The organism is Burkholderia sp. MBR-1, assembly GCF_013822785.1.
GTDB lineage: Bacteria > Pseudomonadota > Gammaproteobacteria > Burkholderiales > Burkholderiaceae > Burkholderia > Burkholderia vietnamiensis.
Map to the genome: position 1 here is coordinate 463,541 of NZ_CP053609.1, position 25,761 is coordinate 489,301.

Consider the following 25,761-nt stretch of genomic DNA (forward strand, 5'->3'; position numbering starts at 1 on the left):
AAGTAATTTGGATAGCGGAAGCGTCTTGAGATGGACGTGAAAGCTATCCGGGTTGTGATTGTATCGATGTATCTCAAGATGATTCGAACTCTATGTTCGACTTAAATTGGAATACGGCACAACGCGAGAACTCAACCTGTAGCGACTGTCGTCCCCTTCGGGGATGGGCCCCTCGTAAGCGCTAAAGCGCTAACGATGGCCGACATGAGACAGACTCGTTATAGGGTCAAGCGAACAAGTGCATGTGGTGGATGCCTTGGCGATCACAGGCGATGAAGGACGCGGTAGCCTGCGAAAAGCTACGGGGAGCTGGCAAACGAGCTTTGATCCGTAGATGTCCGAATGGGGAAACCCGGCCCTTTTGGGTCATCCTGGACTGAATACATAGGTCCAGAGAAGCGAACGCGGTGAACTGAAACATCTAAGTAACCGCAGGAAAAGAAATCAACCGAGATTCCCAAAGTAGTGGCGAGCGAAATGGGATGAGCCTTGCACTCTTTATTTGTATTGTTAGCCGAACGCTCTGGAAAGTGCGGCCATAGCAGGTGATAGCCCTGTAGGCGAAAACAGTATGAAAGAACTAGGTGTGCGACAAGTAGGGCGGGACACGTGAAATCCTGTCTGAAGATGGGGGGACCATCCTCCAAGGCTAAATACTCGTGATCGACCGATAGTGAACCAGTACCGTGAGGGAAAGGCGAAAAGAACCCCGGGAGGGGAGTGAAATAGATCCTGAAACCGCATGCATACAAACAGTCGGAGCCTCGTAAGGGGTGACGGCGTACCTTTTGTATAATGGGTCAGCGACTTACGTTCAGTAGCAAGCTTAACCGTATAGGGCAGGCGTAGCGAAAGCGAGTCCGAATAGGGCGTTCAGTTGCTGGGCGTAGACCCGAAACCAGGTGATCTATCCATGGCCAGGATGAAGGTGCGGTAACACGTACTGGAGGTCCGAACCCACTAACGTTGAAAAGTTAGGGGATGAGCTGTGGATAGGGGTGAAAGGCTAAACAAACCTGGAAATAGCTGGTTCTCTCCGAAAACTATTTAGGTAGTGCCTCGTGTCTCACCTTCGGGGTAGAGCACTGTCATGGTTGGGGGGTCTATTGCAGATTACCCCGCCATAGCAAACTCCGAATACCGAAGAGTGCAATCACGGGAGACAGACATCGGGTGCTAACGTCCGGTGTCAAGAGGGAAACAACCCAGACCGCCAGCTAAGGTCCCCAAATATAGCTAAGTGGGAAACGAAGTGGGAAGGCTAAAACAGTCAGGAGGTTGGCTTAGAAGCAGCCACCCTTTAAAGAAAGCGTAATAGCTCACTGATCGAGTCGTCCTGCGCGGAAGATGTAACGGGGCTAAGCTATATACCGAAGCTGCGGATGCGAGCTTTGCTCGCATGGTAGGAGAGCGTTCCGTAAGCCTGCGAAGGTGCCTTGTAAAGGGTGCTGGAGGTATCGGAAGTGCGAATGCTGACATGAGTAGCGATAAAGGGGGTGAAAGGCCCCCTCGCCGTAAGCCCAAGGTTTCCTACGCAACGTTCATCGGCGTAGGGTGAGTCGGCCCCTAAGGCGAGGCAGAAATGCGTAGCTGATGGGAAGCAGGTCAATATTCCTGCACCATTGTTAGATGCGATGGGGGGACGGATCGCGGAAGGTTGTCCGGGTGTTGGAAGTCCCGGTCGCTGCATTGGAGAAGGCACTTAGGCAAATCCGGGTGCGTAATTCAAGGGTGTGGCGCGAGCTCCTTCGGGAGCGAAGCAATTGGAAGTGGTTCCAAGAAAAGCCTCTAAGCTTCAGTCTAACGATGACCGTACCGCAAACCGACACAGGTGGGCGAGATGAGTATTCTAAGGCGCTTGAGAGAACTCGGGAGAAGGAACTCGGCAAATTGGTACCGTAACTTCGGGATAAGGTACGCCCTTGTAGCTTGACTGGCCTGCGCCAGGAGGGTGAAGGGGTTGCAATAAACTGGTGGCTGCGACTGTTTAATAAAAACACAGCACTCTGCAAACACGAAAGTGGACGTATAGGGTGTGACGCCTGCCCGGTGCCGGAAGATTAAATGATGGGGTGCAAGCTCTTGATTGAAGTCCCGGTAAACGGCGGCCGTAACTATAACGGTCCTAAGGTAGCGAAATTCCTTGTCGGGTAAGTTCCGACCTGCACGAATGGCGTAACGATGGCCACACTGTCTCCTCCCGAGACTCAGCGAAGTTGAAGTGTTTGTGATGATGCAATCTACCCGCGGCTAGACGGAAAGACCCCATGAACCTTTACTGTAGCTTTGCATTGGACTTTGAACCGATCTGTGTAGGATAGGTGGGAGGCTATGAAACCGGAACGCTAGTTTCGGTGGAGCCGTCCTTGAAATACCACCCTGGTTTGTTTGAGGTTCTAACCTTGGCCCGTGATCCGGGTCGGGGACAGTGCATGGTAGGCAGTTTGACTGGGGCGGTCTCCTCCCAAAGCGTAACGGAGGAGTACGAAGGTACGCTAGGTACGGTCGGAAATCGTGCTGATAGTGCAATGGCATAAGCGTGCTTAACTGCGAGACCGACAAGTCGAGCAGGTGCGAAAGCAGGTCATAGTGATCCGGTGGTTCTGTATGGAAGGGCCATCGCTCAACGGATAAAAGGTACTCTGGGGATAACAGGCTGATACCGCCCAAGAGTTCATATCGACGGCGGTGTTTGGCACCTCGATGTCGGCTCATCTCATCCTGGGGCTGTAGCCGGTCCCAAGGGTATGGCTGTTCGCCATTTAAAGAGGTACGTGAGCTGGGTTTAAAACGTCGTGAGACAGTTTGGTCCCTATCTGCCGTGGGCGTTGGATATTTGAAGGGGGCTGCTCCTAGTACGAGAGGACCGGAGTGGACGAACCTCTGGTGTACCGGTTGTCACGCCAGTGGCATCGCCGGGTAGCTATGTTCGGAAGAGATAACCGCTGAAAGCATCTAAGCGGGAAACTCGCCTTAAGATGAGATATCCCTGGGGACTAGATCCCCTTGAAGGGTCGTTCGAGACCAGGACGTTGATAGGTCAGGTGTGTAAGCGCAGTAATGCGTTCAGCTAACTGATACTAATTGCCCGTAAGGCTTGATCCTATAACAAGTCTGCCTTGTAGATCGGCGCCGTGCGAAAGCACTGGCCGCGATCCAGAGCGACATGTTGGATTCTCGTGTGTGATACACACAACCTAAATTACTGCTTCTTCCCAGATTGGTTCTGTTGGCCGCGCCAGCAGAACAACCCTCTTTGCCTGATGACCATAGCGAGTCGGTCCCACCCCTTCCCATCCCGAACAGGACCGTGAAACGACTCTACGCCGATGATAGTGCGGATTCCCGTGTGAAAGTAGGTAATCGTCAGGCTCCCTAAGCCAGAAACCCCCGCCCGAACAGGCGGGGGTTTTTGCATTTGTGGCCTCCGAAAATCCGGCTGCCGAAGATCGTCTGTTGATTTCCACCGAATCTTGACCCACCGTTTTCATCTAAATCTGACCCACCCCGAGACAGCGTAGTACATCTATTCCGGTGTGGATAACTCCTCACTGCCTGCTGCTTTTGCTGCTCTCTTTCTGGTTGCCTTCGCCTTGGCAGAACTGGACTTGAAGCGCCAGGATTCATTGCCCGTTTCGACGATGTGGCAGTGATGGGTGACGCGGTCCAGCAGCGCCGTCGTCATCTTTGCGTCCCCGAACACGGTCGCCCACTCGCCGAAGCTGAGGTTGGTGGTGATCACGACACTCGTGTGTTCATACAGCTTCGAGAGCAAGTGGAACAGCAATGCGCCACCGGTCTGGCTGAACGGCAGGTAGCCCAGTTCGTCGAGGATTACCAGGTCGACGTACATCAGCTTATGGGCGATCTGGCCTTGTTTGCCGATGGACTTCTCCTGCTCCAGTGCGTTGGTCAGCTCGACGGTCGAGAAGTAGCGCACGCGCTTGCCGTGGCGCTGCACGGCCTCAATTCCGATCGCTGAGGCGAGGTGCGTTTTGCCGGTGCCGGGGCCACCGATGAACACGACGTTGTGTGCGCTTGCGAGGAACGACAGGTCACTGAGTTCTCGAACCAGCGCTTCGTCGACGTGCGCCTGCGCGAAGTCGAAGCCCTTCAGGTCGCGGTGAGCCGGGAAGCGAGCGGCGGTCATCTGATAGGCGATCGAGCGCACCTGTCGCTCCGCCGTCTCAGCCATCAGCAGCTGCTTCATGAAGCGCTCCGGGTCGAACTCCGTGTGACGCGACTGCGCCAGCAGCTCTGGCCAGGTGCTCGCCATGCCATGCAGTTTGAGCCCCTTGAGTTGGGCGGCGATGTCGTTAGACATGACGGTCTGTTGGGCGCAAAGTAATAATGAGCCACTTCGCGCGAAGTAAATCTAAGCCACCTTTCAGTACAGTCAGCCTTTTGCGCGCAAAGGCTGGCGATGCTCCAGAAGGAACAGTGGATGCAAATCCATGTGCTCAAAGCCCAAGGCGTATCGGAGCGCGAGATCGCGCGGCGCCTGGGCATTTCTCGCAACACGGTGGCGCGGTACCTGTCGGCTGAGGAAGTGCCGCGCTACAAGCCGCGTGAACCGCGGCCAACCAAGCTCGGAGCGTTCGAGGCGTACATCATCGAGCGCATGAGGGCCGCAGCACCGGAGATCATCGCAGCGCCGGCGCTGCTGCGCGAGTTGCGGGCGCGCGGCTACGAGGGCCAACTGCGAAGCCTGCAGGCTTTCATGAACACGCATAAGCCCATGCCGAAGCCCGATCCAGTCGTAAGGTTCGAGACCGAGCCCGGTCGGCAGATGCAGTGCGATTTCGTTGTCTTCCGACGAGGCACCGACCCGCTTTACGCCTTCACCGCCACGCTCGGCTTCAGTCGTTGGCGCTGGGCACACTTCACCACCGATGAACGCGCCGAGACGCTGGTTGCCTGTCATCATGCGCTGTTCGAAGCCTTGGGTGGCATTCCTCGCGAGATCCTTTACGACAACGCCAAGACCATCGTTGTCGAACGCGATGCTTATGGCGACGGCCAACATCGCTGGCACGCCGGCCTGCTCGATCTGGCCAAGCGGTACGGCTTCCTGCCCAGATTGTGCCAACCGTACCGCGCGCAGACCAAGGGCAAGGTCGAGCGATTCCACCGCTATCTGCGCGGCAATTTCTATGTGCCGCTGGCAAGCCAGCTTAAACAATCCGGCTTGATGCTCGATGCCGCGACTGCGAACGTCGAGGTGAGTAAATGGCTGCGCGACGTGGCCAACCAGCGCGTGCATCCGGTTACCGGGCAGGCACCCGCGATTCTGTTGGAGCAACGAGAACGGGCTTGCTTGCTCGATATGCCTGGCTACACATTGCCCCGATTGCCGGCTCGCGCCGTCGCTCGGCCGCGCGTTGATCCCGCGATGTCGATCCAGCACCCGTTGTCCGTCTACCAGCAATTACTGACCGAGGTGCGCGCATGAACTTGCAGCAGGAACGCATCGACGGGCACTGCCAAAGCCTGAAGCTCGAGGGACTCATGCACCGATACGTCGCTCTGGCCAGCGACGCGGCGGCCAAGCAATGGAGTTTCCTCGACTTCCTCGAGAACGCGCTCGCGCACGAACGAGAGACGAGGCAAGTTCGTTCGCGGCAAACACTGGTGCGCATGGCCGGGTTTCCCGCCATCAAGACACTGGATGACTACGACTACAGCTTCGCCGTCGGGGTCCCGCGCGAGGCAATCGACGAGCTTGCCACGCTACGCTTCATCGAGCGAGGCGAGAACGCCGTGTTGCTTGGTCCGTCGGGCGTGGGCAAGACGCACCTCGCGATCGCCATCGGATATGCAGCGACGCAGGCCGGCATCAAGACGAAGTTCATCACGGCGGCGGATCTGATGTTACAGCTCGAGGCTGCACGCCGACAGGAGCGATACGACGCCGTTCTTCGGCACAACATTCTCGGCCCGAGGCTGCTCATCGTCGATGAGATCGGCTATCTACCGCTCTCGGGCGATCAGGCCAGTCACTTCTTCCAGATCGTCGCCAAGCGCTACGAGCGTGGCTCGATGATCCTGACCAGCAACCTGCCGTTTGCGCAGTGGGACGAAACCTTCGGCGGCAACACCACCCTCACTGCAGCGATGCTCGACCGCATCCTCCACCATGCCCACATCATCCAGATCAAAGGAGACAGCTACAGACTGAAACAGCAACGCAAAGCCGGGCACGTCCCGACATCGAAGAAGTAACGACTGGCTCAGTTTTACTTTGCGCGATCAGGCGCGAAGTGGCTCAGATTTCAAATGCGTTTGACACGGTCCTCCGGTGGGTTGGCGCGCAGGGTTTCGTAGCGGCTCACGTCGGCAGCCGGCTCTTCGGTAAGCTGGAGTTTCGTCGTCGCGAGGTTGGTACTCGTGGTGGGCGCCTTTAACCGGCTCAGCACGTTCAGAACGTGCTCCCCACTGGGGCGTCCCGAGTCCAGCGCTGCCTGCACGGCAAGCAGCACGGCATCGAGTCCGTGTTCGCGCACCGCGGCGAGCACCTGCGTCATGATGCGATCGCCTCCCGGGTGCTTCAGTAGGTGTCGCTGCAACTGCTGCAGCGGCTGTGGCATCGTGACGAACGGAGCGCCGTTGCGCAACGCGCCGGGTTTGCGCTCAACCAGCGTGATGTAATGGCGCCAGTCGTAGAAGGTCATGTGCCGCTCGAAGCTGCGTTCGTGGCGTGCGATCTCCTGGGCGTCGGCGACGACGCTGAGATATGCCGGATAGCAGCGCACGCTCACCAGCTGGTTCGTATACTCGGTGGGCACGCTGTAGCGGTTGCGCTGAAAGTGGATGAGGCTGGTCGACGACACCCGCAGCGTCTGCTCGACATAGCCGTCGAACGGGCGTGGATTGGGCATCAGCCTGGTGCGCTCGTCCTGCAGCACGTCCTCGACCGTCAGCTCGGGCCACTGCGGGTGCCGCATCTGCCAGGCCTGACGACACTGGCCCGCGACCCATTCGTTCAGAAGCTCCAGCGTTTCCCAGCGTCGTAGCGCAGCCTCGTGCCAGATCTGGCGGCGCCGGTCCTGCACGTTCTTCTCAACGATGCCCTTCTCCCAGCCGGCGGCACGGTTGCAGAATTCCGGCTCGAACAGGTAATGGCCGCACATTGCCTCGAAGCGGGCGTTGACCGCGCGCTCCTTGCCGCGGCCGACCTTGTCCACGGCGGTCTTCATGTTGTCGTAGATGCCGCGGCGCGGCACGCCGCCGAACGCGGCGAATGCGCGGGCGTGCGCATCGAACAGCATCTCGTGACTCTGGGTCGGATAGGCGACCAGCCAGAACGCCCGGCTGGCATTGAGCTTGACGTGGGCGACCTCCAGGCGTCGCCGCAACCCGCCGATGAAGGCGTATTCGCAGCTCCAGTCAAACTGGAAGGCTTCGCCGGGTTCGAAGGCCAGCGGTACATAGGCCTTCCTGCGCGGGGCTTCAGCCTGCTCCTCGTGCCAGCGTCTCACGAAGGCGCTGACGCGGCCGTAGCTGCCGGCGTAGCCCTCGCCGCGGATGGCCTCGAACATGAACCGGGCCGTGCGCCGGTCACGCTTCGGGCGATGACTGTCTGCCCGCAGCCAGCCCGTCAGTTGCGCGGCCCACTCGTCGACGACGCTCGGGCTGACGCGCTTCGGGTACTTCGGCTCAACGGCATCCGTCTGCCGAAGCCAGTTGCGCACCGTGTTCCGGGACAGGCCCGTGCGCCTCGCAATCTCGCGCAGCGGGACCTTCTCGCGGAAATACATCCGCCTGATCTTGGCCAATATGCCCACCGTGATCACCTCTGTATCCCCTGCTCAAAGATTGAGCAGGGCATTCAATCACGTGGGTCAAAATTCGATGAAAACTACAGCCTCAGGTGGGTCAGTTCTGCGTGGACATTAACATACGATCTCCTATGGTCGCTCGAAGACAGTCCAGAAGTGCTGAGCGCCCTGCTTCGATGTGCAAAGGAAATCGATGATCCACAGCGCGCCGAACAGACGGTCGTGCGCGTGAAGGCAAGCGCCCCGGCGATATCTGCAGTCGTGCAGCAAACCCGTGCGCGTCTGCTCGGCGACGTCACGAGTCTTGCCGCGACCAAGCCACCGGAAAGCTTGGAAGCGCAGTTGCGCGTCGAAGCCGAGGCTGAGCCAATCGCCGCGGACAACGTAGTCGAGTTCTGGCGCGAACTCGCCAACACGGACGCCCTCACCAAGATCGATGACGCCATGGCGCGACTCCTCGTCCAGGGCATGGAGGATGAAGTGCTCAGCAATTCGGGCACTTTCGACGCGCTACTGCCCATCTGGTTCGGTTGGATCATCGAACGAACGAAGCCGCATGCGCCGTTCATTCCGCTGTATAACAGCCTGCTCGATACGGTATGGGTGCGCGACCGCTACGGCGAGAGTGAGTTGGATCTGATCAAACAGGCCGCGCTGCACGTCGTGATGGCGGGCCCAACGCCCGATCAGTACGTTCAACTCATGGAGCGTCTGCTCAGCATATTCGACGAGGTGCGCTCGCCGCGTTACATGCCTTGGGCGCTGGATCTTGCCGACGCGCTCGTGATCGCGCCCACGCGCGACGAGCAAGCTCGTAACCGGTTGCTCGTCGCAATTCTGAGCGCCGGTTGCGAACACTCTACGCGCCTCGCCGATGCGCAAAAGGCATTGCTGCTTATGCTTGCCAGCGAGGCATCGATTCCGTTCACGCTGCCGACGCAGGAGGTTGCGAAGTTCGACGAGCCGGAAACATCGGCGTCGGAGGCGCGCGTGATGATCTATAGCTTGGACAGCCAAGCGACGCAACGCGCGATGAACATACTGCAGACCTTGAACCCGAAGCTAAAGGTCACGACCAACTGCGACACCGAATGCACGCCTCGCTTGCGCCAGCATGCACGGCACGCCGACTACGTATTCTTTGTGTCGAGTGTGGCAACACATCAGGCGTTCTTTTGCATCAAAGACTCACTCAGGAATCCGGACTCGCTGTGCCAGGTGCAGGGGACCGGCACGACGCGGATCGTGGAAAGCGTGATGCGTCGGGTTCACGGATTAGGGGCGCTCGACGGATAGCATGCGCACACTCAGATTGGCTGCCGCCGAAAATGGGGCGCGACTGCGAGACCACAATACCGGATGAAATCCAACTGCTTCTTGCGTTCGTGGTTGCCGACCGATTCTTGCAATCGCGCTGAAGGCAGTGTCCGACACTTTCCGGTGGACAGTTTGCGGCTCAGCCCTCCTGACGAGGAATTCCGGGTCCCGAAACAACAAAAGCCGACTCGCGGTCGGCTCTTGTTGTTGAAGCATATCTTTACATCCAGTGCAAAATTATCCTTCTTGCCTCACTTTGGTGTTGCTAGGAAATCTGTTGGTGGAGCGGGGGAGGATTGAACTGCCGACCTTTGCTCCGCCACTCCAATGTGATGGCTGTGCTCGCACCTCTAAAAAGCTCGCGTCCAGAAAGAGGTGTGATGCGCGCCAAATAACCTCCGAGAATTTTCACTAAATGCGGCTTCGATTGTCACTATTTGTGGGGCATTTTTCACTAATAGTGACTTTCGACAAATGCAGATTCAAACATCAATATTCCCCGCCCGCAACGCATTCGATTCAATAAACGCCCGACGCGGCTCGACCTCATCCCCCATGAGGGTAGTAAAGATCCCATCCGCCGCGATCGCGTCTTCGATCTGCACGCGCAGCAGACGCCGCACGGTCGGATCCATGGTCGTTTCCCACAGCTGCTCGGGGTTCATCTCCCCGAGTCCCTTATAGCGCTGCTTCGACACATTCCGCTCAGCATCGGCCAGCAGCCACTTCATCGCGCTCTTGAAGTCGGTCACGGCCATGCTGCGCTCACCGCGCTTGATCACCGCACCGGCCTGAATGAGCCCTTCGAACGTCTTGGCAGTAGTCACCAGCTGCTGATAATCCGCCGTATGCTGGAACTCCTCATCGATAACGGAAACGCGCACGTTGCCGTGATGCGCCCGCTCAACGCGCAGCGACCGCAGCTCCCGCACCGGATCATACGAAGGCACCACCCGCACTTCATTCTTCAGCGTCTCGTCATGCAGCGCCGCATGCAGAGCCTTGGCCGAAGCCTCCGTCGATTCCTCGCTGGAAAGATCGATGGAAACCCCGTCCATGATCGCCTCGAGCGCGGCCGGGTCATACAACCGGCTCAACCGCCCGATGACGCTCTGCGACAGCAGATACGACCGCGCCAGCTCCCCGAGCGCATCGCCCGAAATCGCCGCGCCGTTCTCGCTAGGCACCAACTCCGACCCTTGCAGCGCCAACCGCAGCATATGCGCGTTGAGCTCCGCGTCGTCCTTCAGATACCGCTCGTCCTTGCCGGCCTTGATCTTGTAAAGCGGCGGCTGCGCGATATACACGTACCCGCGCTCGACCATCTCCGGCATTTGCCGATAGAAGAACGTGAGCAGCAGCGTCCGGATGTGCGCACCGTCGACGTCCGCGTCGGTCATGATGATGATGCGGTGATAGCGGAGCTTGTCGAGGTTGTAATCGTCCTTGCCGATGCCGCACCCGAGCGCGGTCACGAGCGTGACGATCTGCTCCGACGACAGCAGCTTGTCGTAGCGCGCCTTCTCGACGTTGAGCACCTTGCCGCGCAGCGGCAGAATCGCCTGGAACTTGCGATCGCGGCCTTGCTTGGCCGAGCCGCCTGCCGAGTCACCCTCGACAATGTAGATTTCGCACTTCGCCGGATCCTTCTCCTGGCAGTCCGCGAGCTTGCCCGGCAGGCCGACGCCGTCGAGCACGCCCTTGCGGCGCGTCATCTCGCGCGCCTTCCGGGCAGCATCGCGCGCACGCGCAGCTTCGACGATCTTCCCGCAGATGATCTTCGCGTCGGTCGGCGTTTCGAGCAGGAATTCTTCGAGCGCCTTCGCGACGACTTCCTCGACCGGCGCCCGCACTTCCGACGACACCAGCTTGTCCTTGGTCTGCGAGCTGAACTTCGGCTCCGGCACCTTCACGGACAGCACGCACGACAGCCCTTCGCGCATGTCGTCGCCGGTCGTCTCGACCTTCGCCTTCTTCGCGATTTCGTTGTCGGTGATGTACTTGTTGATGACGCGCGTCATCGCCGCGCGCAGGCCGGTCAAGTGCGTGCCGCCGTCGCGCTGCGGAATGTTGTTCGTGAAGCACAGCACGTTTTCGTTGTAGCTGTCGTTCCACTGCATCGCGACTTCGACGCCCACGCCGTCCTTCTCGCCGTTGGCGAAGAACACGGTCGGGTGCAGGTTGGTCTTCGTCTTGTTGATGTACTCGACGAAGCCCTTCACACCGCCGGCGAACGCGAAATCGTCTTCCTTGCCCGAACGCAGGTCGGTAAGACGAATCCGCACGCCGTTGTTCAGGAACGAGAGCTCGCGCATCCGCTTCGCGAGGATGTCGTAGTGATACTCGACGGTCCCGAAGATCGTCGGATCGGCCATGAAATGCACTTCGGTGCCGCGGTTCTCGGTGTCGCCGGTGACGAGCATCGGCGACACTTCGACGCCATCGACCTGCTCGAGCACACGATCCTGTGCGATGCCGCGATGGAACTCCATGAAGTGCTTCTTGCCGTTGCGGCGCACGGTGAGCCGCAACCAGCTCGACAGGGCGTTCACGCACGACACGCCCACGCCGTGCAGCCCGCCCGACACCTTGTAGCTGTTCTGGTCGAACTTGCCGCCCGCATGCAGCTCGGTCATCACGATCTCGGCGGCGCTGCGCTTCGGCTCGTGCTTGTCGTTCATCTTCACGTCGGTCGGAATCCCGCGGCCGTTGTCGGTCACGGAGATCGAGTTGTCGGCGTGAATCGTCACGTGGATGTCGTTGCAGTACCCGGCCAGCGCTTCGTCGATCGAGTTGTCGAGCACCTCGAACACGAGGTGGTGCAGACCGGTGCCGTCCGACGTGTCGCCGATGTACATCCCGGGGCGCTTGCGCACCGCTTCCAGACCTTCGAGGATCTGGATCGACGAGGCGCCGTAGCTGCTGTTATCGGGTTGCGTATTGTGCTGTTCACTCATGGATATCTTCCGGTTCTGCGAGGCCACTCTCGTGGCGGCGCGGTGCGTTTCAGCGAGGAGAAATCGCCGGCCGCTCCAGTTTCCTGGCTCGCCCCCGGCGCCCAAAAGACGCCAAAGGGACGGGTTGTCGGTTCGCCATAAAAACGCCAAAGGGGCTTGCCGCCCCCTGGTGTGTATCGCGATGTCGAGCGCGTCAGATGCGCATCGGCATCACGACATACTTGAATTCGTCGTTCTCGGGCACGGTGATCAGCGCGCTCGAGCTGGCGTCGCCGAGGCTCACCTGCACGGTGTCGACCTTCAGGTTCGCGAGCACGTCGAGCAGATACGTGACGTTGAAGCCGATGTCGACGGTGTCGCCCTGGTACGCGATTTCGAGTTCTTCCTGCGCCTCTTCCTGATCGGCGTTGGTCGACATGATCTTCAACTGGCCCGGCGCGATGATGCAGCGCACGCCCTTGAACTTGTCCGAGGTCAGGATCGCCGCGCGTTGCAGCGAACGCTGCAGCTCTTCACGGCCGATCTCGAACGTGTTCTTGTGCGCCTTCGGGATCACGCGCTGGAAGTCGGGGAACTTGCCCTCGACCAGCTTCGACACGAGCTCGACGCCGCCGAAGGTGAACTTCGCCTGCGTCTGCGCGATGTCGATGGTGACGGTGTCGTCGATGTCCTCGAGCAGGCGCTGCAGCTCGAGAATCGTCTTGCGCGGCACGATCACTTCCTGGCGGCCGAACGTGCCGCCTTCGATCTTCATCGACGAGAACGCGAGGCGGTGGCCGTCGGTGGCCACGGCCATCAGCTGGTCGCCGTCGACGACGAGCAGCATGCCGTTCAGGTAGTAGCGGATGTCCTGCTGCGCCATCGCGAAGTGCACCATGCCGAGCAGCTGGCGGAACGACTTCTGCGGGACGCTCAGGCTCGCGGCGAAATCCTTGGCCTGCGCAACGGTCGGGAACTCGTCTGCGGCGAGCGTCTGCAGCGCGAAGCGGCTCTTGCCGGACTGGACGGTCAGCCGCTTGTCGGCGAGCGACAGCGTGACCTGGCCGTCAGGCATCGCGCGCAGGATGTCCAGCAGCTTGCGGGCCGCGACCGTGGTCGCCACCTGGTCGCCGCCGACGCCGAAATCGGCGCGCGTGGTGATCTGCAGCTCCAGGTCGGTCGACAGGAAAGAAACGTCCGGGCCGTTCTTGGTGATCAGCAGGTTGGCGAGGATCGGCAACGTATGGCGGCGTTCGACGATGCCGCTGACCGTTTGCAGCGGCCTGAGGAGGGTGTCTCGTTCGGTCTTGACCAGTTGCATAGAGTTCCTTCGTTGAGTAACGGCCTGCAGCGCAGCAGCCTCGCAGCGCCCCGCCAGCCGGGCTCTTGGCCCGCCGCCGCCGGGGCGGTCAAACCTGTATTGTGCCTCAAAACCGAACCGCCCCAATTAAATTGGGGCGGAGGCCGAATTATCAAGTGCGCGCGGCGCTCAGCCCTTCAGCGTCTGCTCCAGCACGTGCAGCTCGTGGTTCAGCTGCGCGTCCTTGCCGCGCTCGTCGGCGATCTTGCGCACCGCGTGCAGCACGGTGGTGTGATCGCGCCCGCCGAACAGCTCGCCGATCTCGGGCAGGCTCTTCTGCGTCAGCTCCTTCGCCAGGTACATCGCGATCTGCCGCGGCCGTGCGATGTTCGCGGGACGCTTCTTCGAATACATGTCGGCGACCTTGATGTTGTAGAAGTCGGCGACGGTCTTCTGGATGTTCTCGACCGAAATCTGCCGGTTCTGCACGGTCAGCAGGTCCTTCAGCGCTTCCTTGGTCAACTCGATCGAGATCTCGCGGCCGTGGAACTTCGAATACGCGAGGATCTTGCGCAGCGCGCCTTCGAGCTCGCGCACGTTCGAGCGCAGATGCTTCGCCACGAAGAACGCGACGTCTTCCGACAGGTTCACGCCCTCGGACTGCGCCTTGCGCATCAGGATCGCGACGCGCATTTCCAGCTCGGGCGGCTCGATCGCAACGGTGAGGCCCGAGTCGAAGCGCGAGATCAGGCGATCGTCGATGCCCGAGATCTCCTTCGGATACGTGTCGCTGGTGATGATCACCTGCGCCTTGTTCGCGACCAGCGCCTCGAACGCGTAGAAGAATTCCTCCTGCGTGCGCGACTTGCCGGAGAAGAACTGGATATCGTCGATCAGCAGCAGGTCGAGCGAGTGGTAGTAGCGCTTGAAGTCGTCGAACGCCTTGCGCTGATACGCCTTCACCACGTCGGACACGTATTGCTCGGCGTGGATGTAGCGGATCCGCGCGCCGGCCTTGTCGAGCAGCAGCTGGTTGCCGATCGCATGGATCAGATGGGTCTTGCCGAGGCCGACGCCGCCGTACAGGAACAGCGGGTTGTACGAGATTCCCGGGTTGTGCGCGACCTGGATCGCGGCGGCGCGCGCGAGCTGGTTCGCCTTACCGGTCACGAAGTTGTCGAACGTGAGCACCGGGTTCAGCTTCGAGCGCTCGTACATCGAATCGGCTTCGGCGCCGTTTGCCGGCGCGGCGCCGGGGCCCGGGCGCCACGTGCGGCGGCCGGCCGCCGCTTCGTGCGCGGGCAGGCTCGGCAGGTCGATGTCGGCGTCGTCGCCGTGCAGGTGGTGTGCGGCGGCCGCCGACGGCGTCAGCGGCACGTCGGCCGGCGCGCTCGGCGCGGCCGATGCATGTGCGGTCAGGTTTGCGGCAATCGCGGCGACCGCCGCGGCGGGGCCGTTCGGCGTGAGCGGCATGCGCGGCGCGGCCGGAGCGACGCCCGCGGGCGCGCCGCGCATGCCGGCCTTCGGATCGAGGACGAACTGGACTTCGATCGGCGTATTCCAGAATTCACGGGCCAGATCGGCGATGCGGCCCGAAAACTGGCTCTTGACCCAGTCCAGCTTGAAGCGGTTCGGCGCGGCGATGGACAGCGTGTTCGCCGACGCATCGAAGGCCACCGGGGCCAAGGGTTTGATCCACGTCACGTACTGCTGGGGCGTCAGCTCGCGCTCCAGCAGTGCGGAACAGTGTTGCCAGAAATCGTTCATCAAGTAGCTGTCGTTTTTTGCGTGCACAGGGCAGCTCGCCGGCGCCCTTGTCGCGGTCGCGTGACAAGGCCCGAAGCGGTCGTGCGAGCGTGCGTCGGGCGCCTGCGTCACAGTGGCGGACGGGCAGGCGAACACCGAAGCGGCGTGCGGGATTCTTGGAGATAAGGCGAGATTCTAACGCCAAACGCAGCCACAGCGGGACTTATCCACAGGCTGCGGCTGTGGGGTGCGGGGCCGGATCGGAACGGGCCGGCACAGGCGGACGACTCGTAAAGTATTGACCGTCAAGAGAAAAACGGTTTAAATAGCGGGTTCCGCGAAAACCAATCCTGTATTCCCGGCGATTGCGTTCGCCCGAATGCCTACGGTTAAGGGCACGCGGTCCCCTGAATTTCGACATTCTCGAACAAGTGAGAACATCATGAAACGTACTTACCAACCGTCCGTGACGCGCCGCAAGCGCACCCATGGCTTCCGTGTCCGCATGAAGACTGCAGGCGGCCGCAAGGTCATCAACGCTCGCCGCGCGAAGGGCCGCAAGCGCCTCGCCATCTAAGGCAGGTTGCGCGCTGTGTCCGCCGTCCGCAGTGCCGCGGAAGGTGCCGTCGAGCCGGGTGCGAATCCGTCGCAGACGAAAGCCGCCTTCCCGAAAGCTGCGCGACTTCTGAAAACGGATGAATTTTCATCCGTTTTTCGTTTGCGCCCCTGGCGGCGCTCCGCGCACTTCGTGATCTACGGCAAGCCGACCGGCCAGCCCGCCCGTCTGGGGCTCGTCATCGGCAAGAAGTATGCGCCGCGTGCAGTGACCCGCAACCTCGTGAAGCGGCTGGCGCGCGACGCGTTTCGCCTGCGCCGGGCCGAATTCGCCGGCTACGACCTGCTGCTGCGGCAGCACACGCGCTTCGACAAGAAAGCGCTGCCGAGCGCGGCGTCCGCCCCGCTCGCGGCGATGTGCGCGGCCGAAATCCGCGAGCTGCTCGACAGGGCGGCCCGGGAGATCGCGCGCCGGGCGTCGAAGCCCGCGTCCGAGTGACGCATCCGTCCGTGGTGCGGCGTGCGCGCCCGCCCGGCCGGTTTTGACGCGGCGTCTCACGGCGCCGCCCAAGGTATGAAAACGGTATTGATCGCGTTGCTGCGCTTCTACAAGGTTGCCGTGAGCCCGATGCTCGGCGACCGCTGCCGTTTTTATCCTTCCTGTTCGGATTACGCGCGCGAGGCAATCCAGTATCATGGCGCCGCGCGCGGCACGTATCTCGCCGTCAGGCGCGTGTGCCGATGCCATCCGTTTTCCGCGGGCGGCATCGACCTCGTCCCGCCGCCCAACTCCGACATTCGCGCTCGCGGCGAAGCCGACGCGCGGTCCCATCGACTCTGAGACAACGCATGGATATCAAACGCACCGTCCTATGGGTGATCTTCTTCATGTCAGCTGTCATGCTGTACGACAACTGGCAGCGCGACCATGGACGCCCGTCGATGTTCTTCCCGAGCGCCACGCAGACGGCCCCCGCGGCCGCGAGCGGCGCATCGGGCACGGGCGCGACGACGACCGCAGGTGAAGCGCCCGCCGCCGCAGCCGGCGCCGCGCCGGCGACGACGGCACCGGCCGCGCAGGCGCAGCTCGTGAAGTTCTCGACCGACGTGTACGACGGCGAAATCGACACGCGCGGCGGCACGCTCGCGAAGCTCACGCTGAAGAAGCAGGGCGACGGCAAGCAGCCGGACCTGTACATCACGCTGTTCGATCACACGGCCGGCCACACGTATCTGGCGCGCACGGGCCTGCTCGGCGGCGACTTCCCGAACCACAACGACGTCTACACGCAGCTGAATCCGGGCGCGACGTCGCTGACGGGCGACCAGAACACGCTGAAGCTGTCGTTCGAGTCGCCGGTGAAGGGCGGCGTGAAGGTCGTGAAGACCTACACGTTCACGCGCGGCAGCTACGTGATCGGCGTCGACACCAAGATCGACAACGTCGGCACCGCGCCGGTCACGCCGACGGTCTACATGGAACTGGTGCGCGACAACACGGCCGTCGAAACGCCGATGTTCTCGCATACGTTCCTCGGGCCGGCGGTCTACACGAACGCGAAGCACTTCCAGAAGATCAACTTCAGCGACCTCGACAAGAACAAGGCCGACTACGTGAACTCTGCCGACAACGGCTGGGTCGCGATGGTGCAGCACTACTTCGCGTCGGCGTGGATTCCGCAGCAGGGCGTGAAGCGCGACATCTACGCTGAAAAGATCGATCCGTCGCTGTATCGCGTCGGCGTGAAGCAGCCGGTCGCCGCGATCGCGCCGGGCCAGTCGGCCGACGTGCAGGCGCGCCTGTTCGCCGGTCCGGAAGAAGAGCGCATGCTCGAAGGCATCGCGCCGGGCCTGGAGCTGGTGAAGGACTACGGCTGGGTGACGATCATCGCGAAGCCGCTGTTCTGGCTGCTCGAGAAGATCCACGGCGTGGTCGGCAACTGGGGCTGGGCGATCGTGCTGCTGACGATCCTGATCAAGGCCGTGTTCTTCCCGCTGTCGGCCGCGAGCTACAAGTCGATGGCGCGCATGAAGGAAATCACGCCGCGCATGCAGGCGCTGCGCGAACGCTTCAAGAGCGATCCGCAGAAGATGAACGCCGCGCTGATGGAGCTGTACAAGACCGAGAAGGTGAATCCGTTCGGCGGCTGCCTGCCGGTCGTGATCCAGATCCCGGTGTTCATCTCGCTGTACTGGGTGCTGCTCGCGTCGGTCGAAATGCGCGGCGCGCCGTGGATTCTGTGGATTCACGACCTGTCGCAGCGCGATCCGTTCTTCATCCTGCCGGTGCTGATGGCCGTGTCGATGTACGTGCAGACGAGCCTGAACCCGACGCCGCCGGACCCGGTCCAGGCGAAGATGATGAAGTTCATGCCGATCGCGTTCTCGGTGATGTTCTTCTTCTTCCCGGCCGGCCTGGTGCTGTACTACGTCGTGAACAACGTGCTGTCGATCGCGCAGCAGTACTACATCACGCGCAAGCTCGGCGGCGTGAAGAAGAAGCCGGCCTGACGCCCGTCGCACGCGCGGGCGGCTCGGCCGCTCGCGATGCACGTAAAAAAACCGCATGGAGCGATCCATGCGGTTTTTTGTTTTGGGCGCGGCCGGTGCCGGTTCGGCTGCTGCCGTTCAGGTCTTTTTCGCGTCGGCTTTCGCGTCGCCGCCGTAGAACTGCTCGATCAGTTCCTGAACGAGGTAGCGCTGATGCGGCGCCAGCGCCTCGATCTTCGACGCGAGTTCGATCGTCTCTGCAGTCGGCGGATAGCGCTCGTCGCGCGGTAGCGGTTGTGGCGTCGCGTGCTCGTTCAGGCTCGGCGACGGGCCGTAGTGCAGCCAATGCAGTTCGACGCGCAACCAATTGGCCAGCGTTTCGAGTTTGTCCGGCGTGGGAATCGTGCGGCCCGTCAGCCACTTGTGCGCGGTTTGCGGCGAAACCGGCTGCTCGCCGCGGTGGCGCAGATTGAAGCGGTTCGCGAGTTCCGTCGCGCCAGTGACCTTCTCCGGGCTGCGCCGCAGGGCGAATTTCAGGCGTTCCGAGAACGCAGCTTTTTCTTCGGGTGTCGGCATGGGGTGATTGTGCAATTCCCCTGTTGCTTATCAGACAACCGAACGGGCTAAACATAGCCTGTTCAGACGAATCCCATCCTGCCGACGTATGCGCAATGGAATTGGGGACCCGAGCGTTCGCCCGTTCTGGTGGGCAGACGTGTCCGAAACAAGCGGGCTAGGTCAGGCTGCGTTGGTACTCGACTTATCCCTGGCGGGATAAATTCGGCCGAGTTCGAGGCCCACGCAACGGGCGGTGGCATGAGGGCCGGCACGCTACAATGCCGGCGTCCTGCTGCCCAAAGTGTTGTACGGGCGCAGCATTCACCGTCCGCTCACCAGATTCATCCGACTCCCATGCTCGCTACCGATTCCGATCCGATCGTCGCCATTGCCACTGCCGCCGGCCGGGGCGGCATCGGCGTCGTCCGCGTGTCGTTCGGGCGCGGCGGCGAGGCGGCCGCGCAGGCGTTGAGCGACGCGTTGTGCGGGCAGCGGCTCGCGCCGCGCCACGCGAGCTACGTGCCGTTCGTCGACGCGCATGGCGCGCCGCTCGACCGCGGGATCGCGCTGTACTTTCCCGCGCCGCATTCGTACACCGGCGAGCATGTGCTCGAGCTGCAAGGTCATGGCGGGCCGATCGTGATGCAGCTGCTGCTGCAGCGCTGCCTCGATGCCGGCCGCGGCTTCGGGCTGCGGCTCGCGGAGCCGGGCGAATTCACGCGGCGCGCGTTTCTGAACGACAAGCTCGACCTCGCGCAGGCCGAGGCCGTCGCCGATCTGATCGAGGCGAGTACCGAGGCGGCGGCGCGCTCGGCGGGCCGCTCGCTCGACGGCGCGTTCTCGCGGCAGATCCATGCGCTGGTCGAAGACGTGATCACGCTGCGGATGCTCGTCGAGGCGACGCTCGATTTCCCGGAAGAGGAAATCGACTTCCTCGAGGCGGCCGATGCGCGCGGCAAGCTCGCGAAGATCCGCGAGCAGCTCGCGCACGTGCTCGGCGACGCGCGGCAGGGCGCGCTGCTGCGCGAGGGCCTGTCGGTGGTGCTCGCGGGGCAGCCGAACGTCGGCAAGTCGTCGCTGCTGAACGCGCTCGCCGGCGCGGAGCTGGCGATCGTCACGCCGATCGCGGGCACGACGCGCGACAAGGTCGCGCAGACGATTCAGGTCGAGGGGATTCCGCTGCACATCATCGATACGGCCGGCTTGCGCGAGACCGAAGACGAAGTCGAGCGGATCGGCATCGCGCGCACGTGGAGCGAGATCGAGCGCGCCGACGTCGTGCTGCATCTGCTCGATTCGCGTACGGGGATGACGCCGGAGGACGAGACGATCGCCGCGCGCTTTCCGGACGGCGTGCCGGTCGTGCGCGTGTTGAACAAGACCGACCTGACCGGCGTGCCCGCGTGCGTCGAGCATCCGGCGGCGGCAGGCGATCTGACGGAAGTGCATCTGTCGGCGAAGCGCGGCGACGGCATCGACATGCTGCGCGCGGAGCTGCTGCGGATCGCCGGATGGCAGGCGGGCGCCGAAGGCGTCTATCTGGCGCGCGAGCGGCATCTGATCGCGCTGCGCGCGGCGCAGGAACATCTGGCGCAGGCGGCCGATCACGCGGAGCAGCGCGCGCAGTCGCTGGATTTGTTCGCGGAGGAGTTGCGGCTCGCGCAGGAGCAGCTCAATGCGATTACGGGGGAATTTACGTCGGACGATCTGCTGGGGGTGATTTTCAGCAGGTTTTGTATCGGCAAGTGACCGGTTCCGAGGCCGGCTGCTGCGAGCCAATCGCCGGCCTCGGCCCGCCGCGCCGCTCAGGTCCGCCGCGAAGCGGCCGGACCTTCACGCAATCAATCCCAATGACGATGGTGATGGTAATACCCGTCACCGTAATACCCGCCACCATCAGGCACCACGATGCAGCCGCTCAACAGCACGGCTACACCGGCAATCAGCAAAAGGGTTTTCTTCATCGTGCTCACCTGCGCGGATTCGAGATGAATCGAGCATAGCGAGCGCGGTCGGCACCGGCTGTAAGCGATCGTTTCGCCGAACCGCAATCGGTAACGGCGGATTATTCCGGTCACATTGACCGTAACAACTGCGATTCCTCCGACGTTTTCACGCCATCACCACGCAGTTGCGCCCCGCATCCTTCGCGCGGTACAGCGCGCCGTCGGCGGCTTCGATCAACGCATCGGGCGTCGACAGTTCATCGGCCGACACGGTCGCGCAGCCGATGCTGACGCTCACGCGGCCCGTCGGCGACGAGGGCATCGGCAAGTCGAGCCGCAGCACGGCTTCGCGTGCTTCGTCGGCCACGATGCGCGCCCCGCGCGCGCCGGTGTTCGGCAGCACGATCGCGAACTCTTCGCCGCCGTAACGCGCGACGATGTCGGCCGGCCGCCGCACCGCGCCGACAAGCGCCTGCGCGACCGCGATCAGGCACGCATCGCCCTTCACGTGACCGAACGCGTCGTTGTATGCCTTGAAGTGATCGACGTCGACCATCAGCAGCGACAACGGTTCGCTCTGCCGCCGCGCCTGCAGAAACAGCGTATGAAAGTGATCGTTGAAGTGACTGCGGTTGAACGCGCCCGTCAGCCCATCGCGCGCCGATGAGCGCACGAGCGTCGTGTGGGCCTCGAACAGCTGCTGATACAGCTTCGTCACTTCCCAGGCGAGCACGCAGACCAGCACGCCGGGCGTGAACATGCTGAACACGCGCGCGAGATACCAGCCGACCGTGAAGCGATGTGTCGTCAGCAGATTCAGCGTCGTGTCGGTGACGCAGGCGAGCATGGCGATCGCGAGCCACAGGTCGAGCGTGGTGCGCAACCGGCCGGCCGCCAGCACCGTCACCAGCGCGAGCGCATTGGCGATCCACACCGCGAGCCCGATGCCGTTCACGGGCAGCAAGGCGGCGGCGTCCGGCGGTTGCAGCGCGGGCGGCAACGCCACGTTCAGCGCGAGCACACCGAGCAGCGCCGCCGCGACGGCCGGCCCGCCGACGAGGACGAGCGTCCACAGGCGCGTCTGCGCCGCGCCGACGGGCACGCGCGTGAACCGCTCGCGCGCGACCAGCGCGGCCATCACGAAGCACGGGAAGCCGGTGTGCCAGAAGACCCACATCCACGCAGCGCTTTGCGGGCGCGCGCCGAGCAGGCCATGCGGCGCGAACACGCCGGGGAAGGTGAGCAGCTGCAGCGCGACGGCCAACGCGGTGAACGCGTAAGCGCCGCCGAGCGCACCGAGCACGGGTTGGCGCGTGACGGTGAATTGGGCGCCGAGGAAGAACGCGGCGATGCTCGCGGTGGTGAACACGGTGAGCGCGCACATCGGCATGAACGGCTCGACGGCCGGCAGCGCGACGTTCGCCTGCGGCACGGCGATCGCGAGCGCGAGCACGATGACGAGCGCCGTCAGTGCGCCGAACCACAGCTGACGGCCCGTCGTATGCTGGATCAGGATGCCTTCCATCGCGCCCCCTGCGCTCTCGTGCCGGAACGCCCGGCTCGATGCCGGGCGCGGCATGCATCCGGCCGCGGTGCGACGGGTGCGGCCCCGATCCTATCGCGTTATTGGTGCGCGCTCAAACGCCCAGGCCTGGCCCGTAGTTGCCGGCGACCAGGCGGGTGACTTCGTCGACGCTCGCGTAGTCCTGTTCCGGGAGGCCATCCAGCATCGACAGCACTTCGTTGCTCGCGCCGGCGTCGCGCGCGGCGTCGACGAGCGCATCCTTGTTCGCCGGGTAGCGAACGGTCGCGAGCACGTCGGCGATCTGCAGGTCGATCGCTTCGGCGGGGATATCGTGGGAAGGCAGAACAGGTTTGTCGTTCACAGCGGAGTCTCGTGGGTTGAGCGGCAATGGGTGGTCATGAGGGCACGGCAACGGCGCCCGCATCGCTGCGGCCGACCGGCAGCCGGACGCAAACCGCACGGCGAGCGATTCAATGGCCGCGCCGTACGCGACGCCACGGATGTTTCCAGTCGATGTGCGGCGCGTTCTCGTCGCGCGGATGCTGGCGCCGGTGTTCCTGCCACAGTTCATCGGAGAACAGCGCGGCCACGATCACGAGTGGCAGTACGAGGAAGATGCCGAGTATGACTTGCTCGATCACGATAGCCTCCGTGCGGTGGCAGGAACCGTCCTTTCCATTCTAGGCTCTGAGCTTCACCCGCGGTCAACTTCTTACAGTGCGGAACGCGGCGTTAGAACGTCGCGTCTCAGCGGCGTTTCGCGCGTACGCGGGCATCGAAAAGGAAACCAACATGCAACTCCAGAACGACAAGCACACGCTCGCGCTACGGCCGCTCGAGCGCCAGGATCTGCGCTTCGTACACGAATTGAACAACGACGCGAAGATCATGCGCTACTGGTTCGAGGAACCGTACGAAACCTTCTCCGAACTGTCGCAGCTGTACGATCGCCACGTGCACGATCAGCGCGAACGGCGTTTCGTCGCGGTCGATGCGCGGGACGACCTGGTCGGCCTCGTCGAGCTGATCGAGCTCGACTACATCCACCGCCGCGGCGAATTCCAGATCATCATCGCACCGCAATGCCAGGGCCGCGGGTACGCGGGGCAGGCCACGCGGCTTGCGATCGAATATGCATTCAAGGTGCTGAACCTGCGCAAGCTGTACCTGATCGTCGATACGTCGAATGCGGCGGCGATTCACGTGTACGAGAAATGCGGATTCCAGCACGAAGCGGAATTGAGGGAAGAATTTTTCGGAAACGGGTCTTATCACAACGCGTTTCGGATGTGCATCTTCCAGCGGGACTATTTCGAACGGCAGCCGGCCGACTGAATAACCGTCGGTAAAAGCGGAAAATGCGCGGTGGCGGATGGACCGCCTGGGCATGCGGGAAAATACGGATAAATACGCGCGCGCTTATAGCTGGCATTTTTCTTGTTAGCGGATTTTGTGCTGCGGCAATGCGATAAATTCATATCGTTGTCCGCGACTTTATGTGCGTTGCACCAATCAGGTCGCGCGACTGAAATGAATTATCCAAACCGTTCATGCGGCACGGCGTAATTCAGCTGAAAGGGTTGCTGGATAACGCTGCAGGCGGGGCGCCGCGGCGTCGCGTGCCGTACCGGATAATCCGGCACCCGGCCGCGGACCGCCAAAAATCAGGTGTGCGCCGGGTGCGACAATCCGCCGCTATTGCGATCGCACAACAAATGTGCTTGCTATCGCTTGCCGGTCTTCTAAAGTGAAAAACGCGGGTGCGCGATCACCTTTAAACACATAGCTAAACCAGGCTGGCGCCCGCAAGCATGGAGACAGAACATGATGAAGCGAACCGGTATTCTTTTTGCGGTCGTCGGCGCATTTTGCGCGGTGTCGGTGGCTCAGGCCGGCGGCGATTCGGCCGTCAAGCCGACGCAGGAAATCCAGCTGACGAAGAATGCATGGGGTTGCCTGTCGAAGGACAATCTGGACTCCGTACTGAGCCACGAGCGTGACGGCCAGTCGCAGGCGAAGCAGCAGTACTTCGACGACTACCGTTGCCTGTCGGTACCCGAAGGCCAGCGTTTCCGCGTGGTGTCGGTCGACCAGGGCGACGTGCAGTTCGTCAGCGCCGAGAACAGCGATCAGCAAGGCCTCTGGACCGACTCGCGCTTCGTCAAGCAGTAACCGCACGCGTTCCTCTCGCACCCGCACGCCGGCGCCGCAGCGTCGGCGGCGCGGCTCGACCACGGCCCGGTTCCCGCCGGGCCGTCGTGCTGTGACGCTGCCGCCCGGCGACGCACGCCGCGCATTCGGTATCATCACGACCCGACCGAACCGAATGCCCGCCCGGGCCGCATCCGCATGGCGCTGAAATCCACGATCTACAAAGCCGAACTGCAAATCGCCGACATGGATCGGCATTACTACGCCGATCACGCGTTGACGGTGGCCCGTCACCCGTCGGAAACCGACGAGCGGATGATGGTGCGCATCGTCGCGTTCGCGCTGTTCGCGCACGAGCGCCTCGAATTCTGCAAGGGGCTGTCGGACGTCGACGAACCGGACCTGTGGCAGAAGGATCTCACGGGCGCGATCGACGTATGGATCGAGGCCGGCCAGCCGGACGAGCGGCGCATCGCGAAGGCGGCGGGCCGCGCCGGCCAGGTCACGGTGATCGCGTACGGCGGCAAGACCTCGGACATCTGGTGGCAAGGCGTGCGCAGCAAGGTCGAACGGCTGCGCAACGTGCAGGTGCTGTCGCTCGACGACGGTGTCGCGGCAGCGCTCGGGCGCCTCGCGGAGCGCACGATGCGCCTGCAGTGCACGGTGCAGGACGGCGCCGCCTGGATCTCGAGCGCCGACCACGATCCCATCGCCGTCGAATGGACGGTGCTGAAGGCGCGCGGCGACGCGTGACGGCCGACGCCTAGCCGTGGGCGGGAGGCGGCCCCTTGAACTCGAGCATGTTGCCTTCGGGATCGAACAGATAGATCGACGGCCCGTAGCCGCCGGCGCCGTAGCGTTCGGCCGGCGTGCCGGGGCGCGCGCCATGCGCGGCGAAATGCTCGATCAGCGCGTCGGGGTCGAACGGCTCGACGCGCAGGCACAGATGGTCGAGATTGCGGCCGGTGCCGGGCGGGCCGCTGTCGGGCCGGTCGATCGGGCCGCCGACCGACAGCAGGTCGATCAAGGCATCGCCGGCGCGTAGCTGCACGAGGCCGAGATCGGGTTGTTCCTTCTCCACGTGGCAGCCGAGGGCGTCGCAGTAAAAGCGCGTCATGGCGGCCATGTCGGCCACGCGCAGCACGACGTGATCGATCGCGCGGATGGTCGGTTTCATGAGCGGGCACTCCTTCGCGAATGGCGTGCACCGAGTGTAGACCGCGCCCACGACGGCTGCCGGCGCGCGGCCCGATCGCCGGACGAAAAAAAGCCCGCTCACGCAATGCGGAGCGGGCTTAATCCATATCAGGAGGAGACATGGAGGAGACAGTTCCAACTATACACACGGTCATGGTGCGTTGCAATATTCCGAGTGCAAAAAACCGTCAGGACGGCGATTTGTCGCAGCCGCATTGCAACAAAACGGTGACGCGGTGATGACTAAAGTGCTGCCATAGAA

General features: G+C 62.4%; 22 protein-coding genes and 2 rRNA genes. 13 read left to right on the forward strand and 11 right to left on the reverse strand.

What is annotated here, in order from left to right; translation table 11 throughout:
• The first annotated feature begins 224 nt into the window (after nt 1–224).
• Both MBR110_RS02170 and rrf read left to right on the forward strand, forming a co-directional pair.
• Nucleotides 225–3,105 (forward strand): 23S ribosomal RNA (locus tag MBR110_RS02170).
• A gap of 154 nt (nt 3,106–3,259) precedes the next feature.
• Nucleotides 3,260–3,372, forward strand: a 5S ribosomal RNA gene (rrf, locus tag MBR110_RS02175).
• Between the two features lie 154 nt (nt 3,373–3,526).
• Here rrf and istB (MBR110_RS02180) read toward each other — a convergent pair.
• A complete protein-coding gene (istB, locus tag MBR110_RS02180) occupies nt 3,527–4,324 on the reverse strand; it encodes an IS21-like element helper ATPase IstB (protein ID WP_011875575.1) in 798 nt (265 codons plus the stop codon).
• Between the two features lie 99 nt (nt 4,325–4,423).
• Here istB (MBR110_RS02180) and istA (MBR110_RS02185) point away from each other — a divergent pair, with 99 nt between their 5' ends.
• Both istA (MBR110_RS02185) and istB (MBR110_RS02190) read left to right on the forward strand, forming a co-directional pair.
• Nucleotides 4,424–5,452 carry an IS21 family transposase gene (gene istA / locus MBR110_RS02185; protein ID WP_041494180.1) on the forward strand — a complete coding sequence of 343 codons (1,029 nt, stop codon included), beginning with the start codon at nt 4,424–4,426 and terminating at the stop codon, nt 5,450–5,452.
• Nucleotides 5,449–6,222 (forward strand): IS21-like element ISBcen13 family helper ATPase IstB, encoded by a 774-nt coding sequence (istB, locus tag MBR110_RS02190; protein WP_011881749.1) that lies wholly within the window; start codon nt 5,449–5,451, stop codon nt 6,220–6,222. Before istA (MBR110_RS02185) ends, istB (MBR110_RS02190) begins: the two co-directional genes overlap by 4 nt.
• Nucleotides 6,223–6,272: 50 nt before the next feature.
• Here istB (MBR110_RS02190) and istA (MBR110_RS02195) read toward each other — a convergent pair whose 3' ends face one another.
• Nucleotides 6,273–7,757 (reverse strand): IS21 family transposase, encoded by a 1,485-nt coding sequence (gene istA, locus MBR110_RS02195; protein WP_408913023.1) that lies wholly within the window; start codon nt 7,755–7,757, stop codon nt 6,273–6,275.
• Nucleotides 7,758–7,934: 177 nt separating this feature from the next.
• On the opposite strand from istA (MBR110_RS02195), the gene MBR110_RS02200 reads away from it, so the two are divergent.
• Entirely contained in the window at nt 7,935–9,074 is a 1,140-nt protein-coding gene (locus MBR110_RS02200; RefSeq protein WP_155624999.1) for a hypothetical protein, read from the forward strand.
• A gap of 503 nt (nt 9,075–9,577) precedes the next feature.
• Here MBR110_RS02200 and gyrB read toward each other — a convergent pair.
• The 3 genes from gyrB to dnaA all read right to left on the reverse strand — a co-directional run bounded on the left by gyrB (nt 9,578) and on the right by dnaA (nt 15,098).
• Entirely contained in the window at nt 9,578–12,052 is a 2,475-nt protein-coding gene (gene gyrB / locus MBR110_RS02205; RefSeq protein WP_011882717.1) for a DNA topoisomerase (ATP-hydrolyzing) subunit B, read from the reverse strand.
• A gap of 193 nt (nt 12,053–12,245) precedes the next feature.
• On the reverse strand, nt 12,246–13,352 hold the full coding sequence (dnaN, locus tag MBR110_RS02210; protein ID WP_011882716.1) for a DNA polymerase III subunit beta: 1,107 nt from the start codon (nt 13,350–13,352) through the stop codon (nt 12,246–12,248).
• A 168-nt stretch (nt 13,353–13,520) separates the two neighbouring features.
• Nucleotides 13,521–15,098 carry a chromosomal replication initiator protein DnaA gene (gene dnaA / locus MBR110_RS02215; protein ID WP_011882715.1) on the reverse strand — a complete coding sequence of 526 codons (1,578 nt, stop codon included), beginning with the start codon at nt 15,096–15,098 and terminating at the stop codon, nt 13,521–13,523.
• Nucleotides 15,099–15,519: 421 nt separating this feature from the next.
• Here dnaA and rpmH point away from each other — a divergent pair, with 421 nt between their 5' ends.
• The 4 genes from rpmH (at nt 15,520) to yidC (ending at nt 18,143) form a co-directional block, all read left to right on the forward strand.
• Nucleotides 15,520–15,654: a 50S ribosomal protein L34 gene (gene rpmH / locus MBR110_RS02220; RefSeq protein WP_004198824.1), complete on the forward strand. Its 135-nt coding sequence runs from the start codon at nt 15,520–15,522 to the stop codon at nt 15,652–15,654.
• Nucleotides 15,655–15,669: 15 nt separating this feature from the next.
• On the forward strand, nt 15,670–16,131 hold the full coding sequence (gene rnpA / locus MBR110_RS02225) for a ribonuclease P protein component (RefSeq protein ID WP_011886458.1): 462 nt from the start codon (nt 15,670–15,672) through the stop codon (nt 16,129–16,131).
• 75 nt (nt 16,132–16,206) lie between these two features.
• Nucleotides 16,207–16,473, forward strand: a complete 267-nt coding sequence (yidD, locus tag MBR110_RS02230; RefSeq protein WP_011886457.1) for a membrane protein insertion efficiency factor YidD — start codon at nt 16,207–16,209, stop codon at nt 16,471–16,473.
• 8 nt (nt 16,474–16,481) lie between these two features.
• On the forward strand, nt 16,482–18,143 hold the full coding sequence (gene yidC, locus MBR110_RS02235; protein ID WP_059462171.1) for a membrane protein insertase YidC: 1,662 nt from the start codon (nt 16,482–16,484) through the stop codon (nt 18,141–18,143).
• A gap of 117 nt (nt 18,144–18,260) precedes the next feature.
• Here the strand turns inward: yidC and MBR110_RS02240 are convergent, their stop codons facing one another.
• Complete coding sequence (locus MBR110_RS02240) at nt 18,261–18,698, reverse strand: helix-turn-helix domain-containing protein (RefSeq protein WP_059463424.1); 438 nt, start codon at nt 18,696–18,698, stop codon at nt 18,261–18,263.
• Nucleotides 18,699–19,034: 336 nt separating this feature from the next.
• Here MBR110_RS02240 and mnmE point away from each other — a divergent pair, with 336 nt between their 5' ends.
• Entirely contained in the window at nt 19,035–20,429 is a 1,395-nt protein-coding gene (mnmE, locus tag MBR110_RS02245; protein ID WP_014723892.1) for a tRNA uridine-5-carboxymethylaminomethyl(34) synthesis GTPase MnmE, read from the forward strand.
• 92 nt (nt 20,430–20,521) lie between these two features.
• Here the strand turns inward: mnmE and MBR110_RS32015 are convergent, their stop codons facing one another.
• The 4 genes from MBR110_RS32015 to MBR110_RS02260 form a co-directional block, all read right to left on the reverse strand.
• Nucleotides 20,522–20,644, reverse strand: coding sequence for a hypothetical protein (locus MBR110_RS32015; RefSeq protein WP_256976788.1), 123 nt, complete (start codon nt 20,642–20,644; stop codon nt 20,522–20,524).
• 148 nt (nt 20,645–20,792) lie between these two features.
• The gene (locus MBR110_RS02250; RefSeq protein ID WP_181709151.1) at nt 20,793–22,151 is read right to left on the reverse strand and encodes a sensor domain-containing diguanylate cyclase; all 1,359 of its coding nucleotides are present in this window, start codon (nt 22,149–22,151) and stop codon (nt 20,793–20,795) included.
• Between the two features lie 112 nt (nt 22,152–22,263).
• On the reverse strand, nt 22,264–22,512 hold the full coding sequence (locus MBR110_RS02255; RefSeq protein WP_034192447.1) for a DUF2795 domain-containing protein: 249 nt from the start codon (nt 22,510–22,512) through the stop codon (nt 22,264–22,266).
• 109 nt (nt 22,513–22,621) lie between these two features.
• On the reverse strand, nt 22,622–22,792 hold the full coding sequence (locus MBR110_RS02260; RefSeq protein ID WP_006489933.1) for a hypothetical protein: 171 nt from the start codon (nt 22,790–22,792) through the stop codon (nt 22,622–22,624).
• A gap of 151 nt (nt 22,793–22,943) precedes the next feature.
• On the opposite strand from MBR110_RS02260, the gene speG reads away from it, so the two are divergent.
• From speG to MBR110_RS02275, 3 genes are all read left to right on the forward strand, one after another.
• The gene (speG, locus tag MBR110_RS02265; protein WP_011886450.1) at nt 22,944–23,486 is read left to right on the forward strand and encodes a spermidine N1-acetyltransferase; all 543 of its coding nucleotides are present in this window, start codon (nt 22,944–22,946) and stop codon (nt 23,484–23,486) included.
• A 489-nt stretch (nt 23,487–23,975) separates the two neighbouring features.
• Nucleotides 23,976–24,323: a surface attachment protein Sap1 gene (sap1, locus tag MBR110_RS02270; protein WP_011886449.1), complete on the forward strand. Its 348-nt coding sequence runs from the start codon at nt 23,976–23,978 to the stop codon at nt 24,321–24,323.
• Between the two features lie 177 nt (nt 24,324–24,500).
• A complete protein-coding gene (locus tag MBR110_RS02275; RefSeq protein ID WP_014723888.1) occupies nt 24,501–25,055 on the forward strand; it encodes a YaeQ family protein in 555 nt (184 codons plus the stop codon).
• Between the two features lie 10 nt (nt 25,056–25,065).
• Here MBR110_RS02275 and MBR110_RS02280 read toward each other — a convergent pair whose 3' ends face one another.
• Entirely contained in the window at nt 25,066–25,479 is a 414-nt protein-coding gene (locus MBR110_RS02280) for a VOC family protein (RefSeq protein ID WP_011886447.1), read from the reverse strand.
• Between the last annotated feature and the right edge of the window lie 282 nt (nt 25,480–25,761).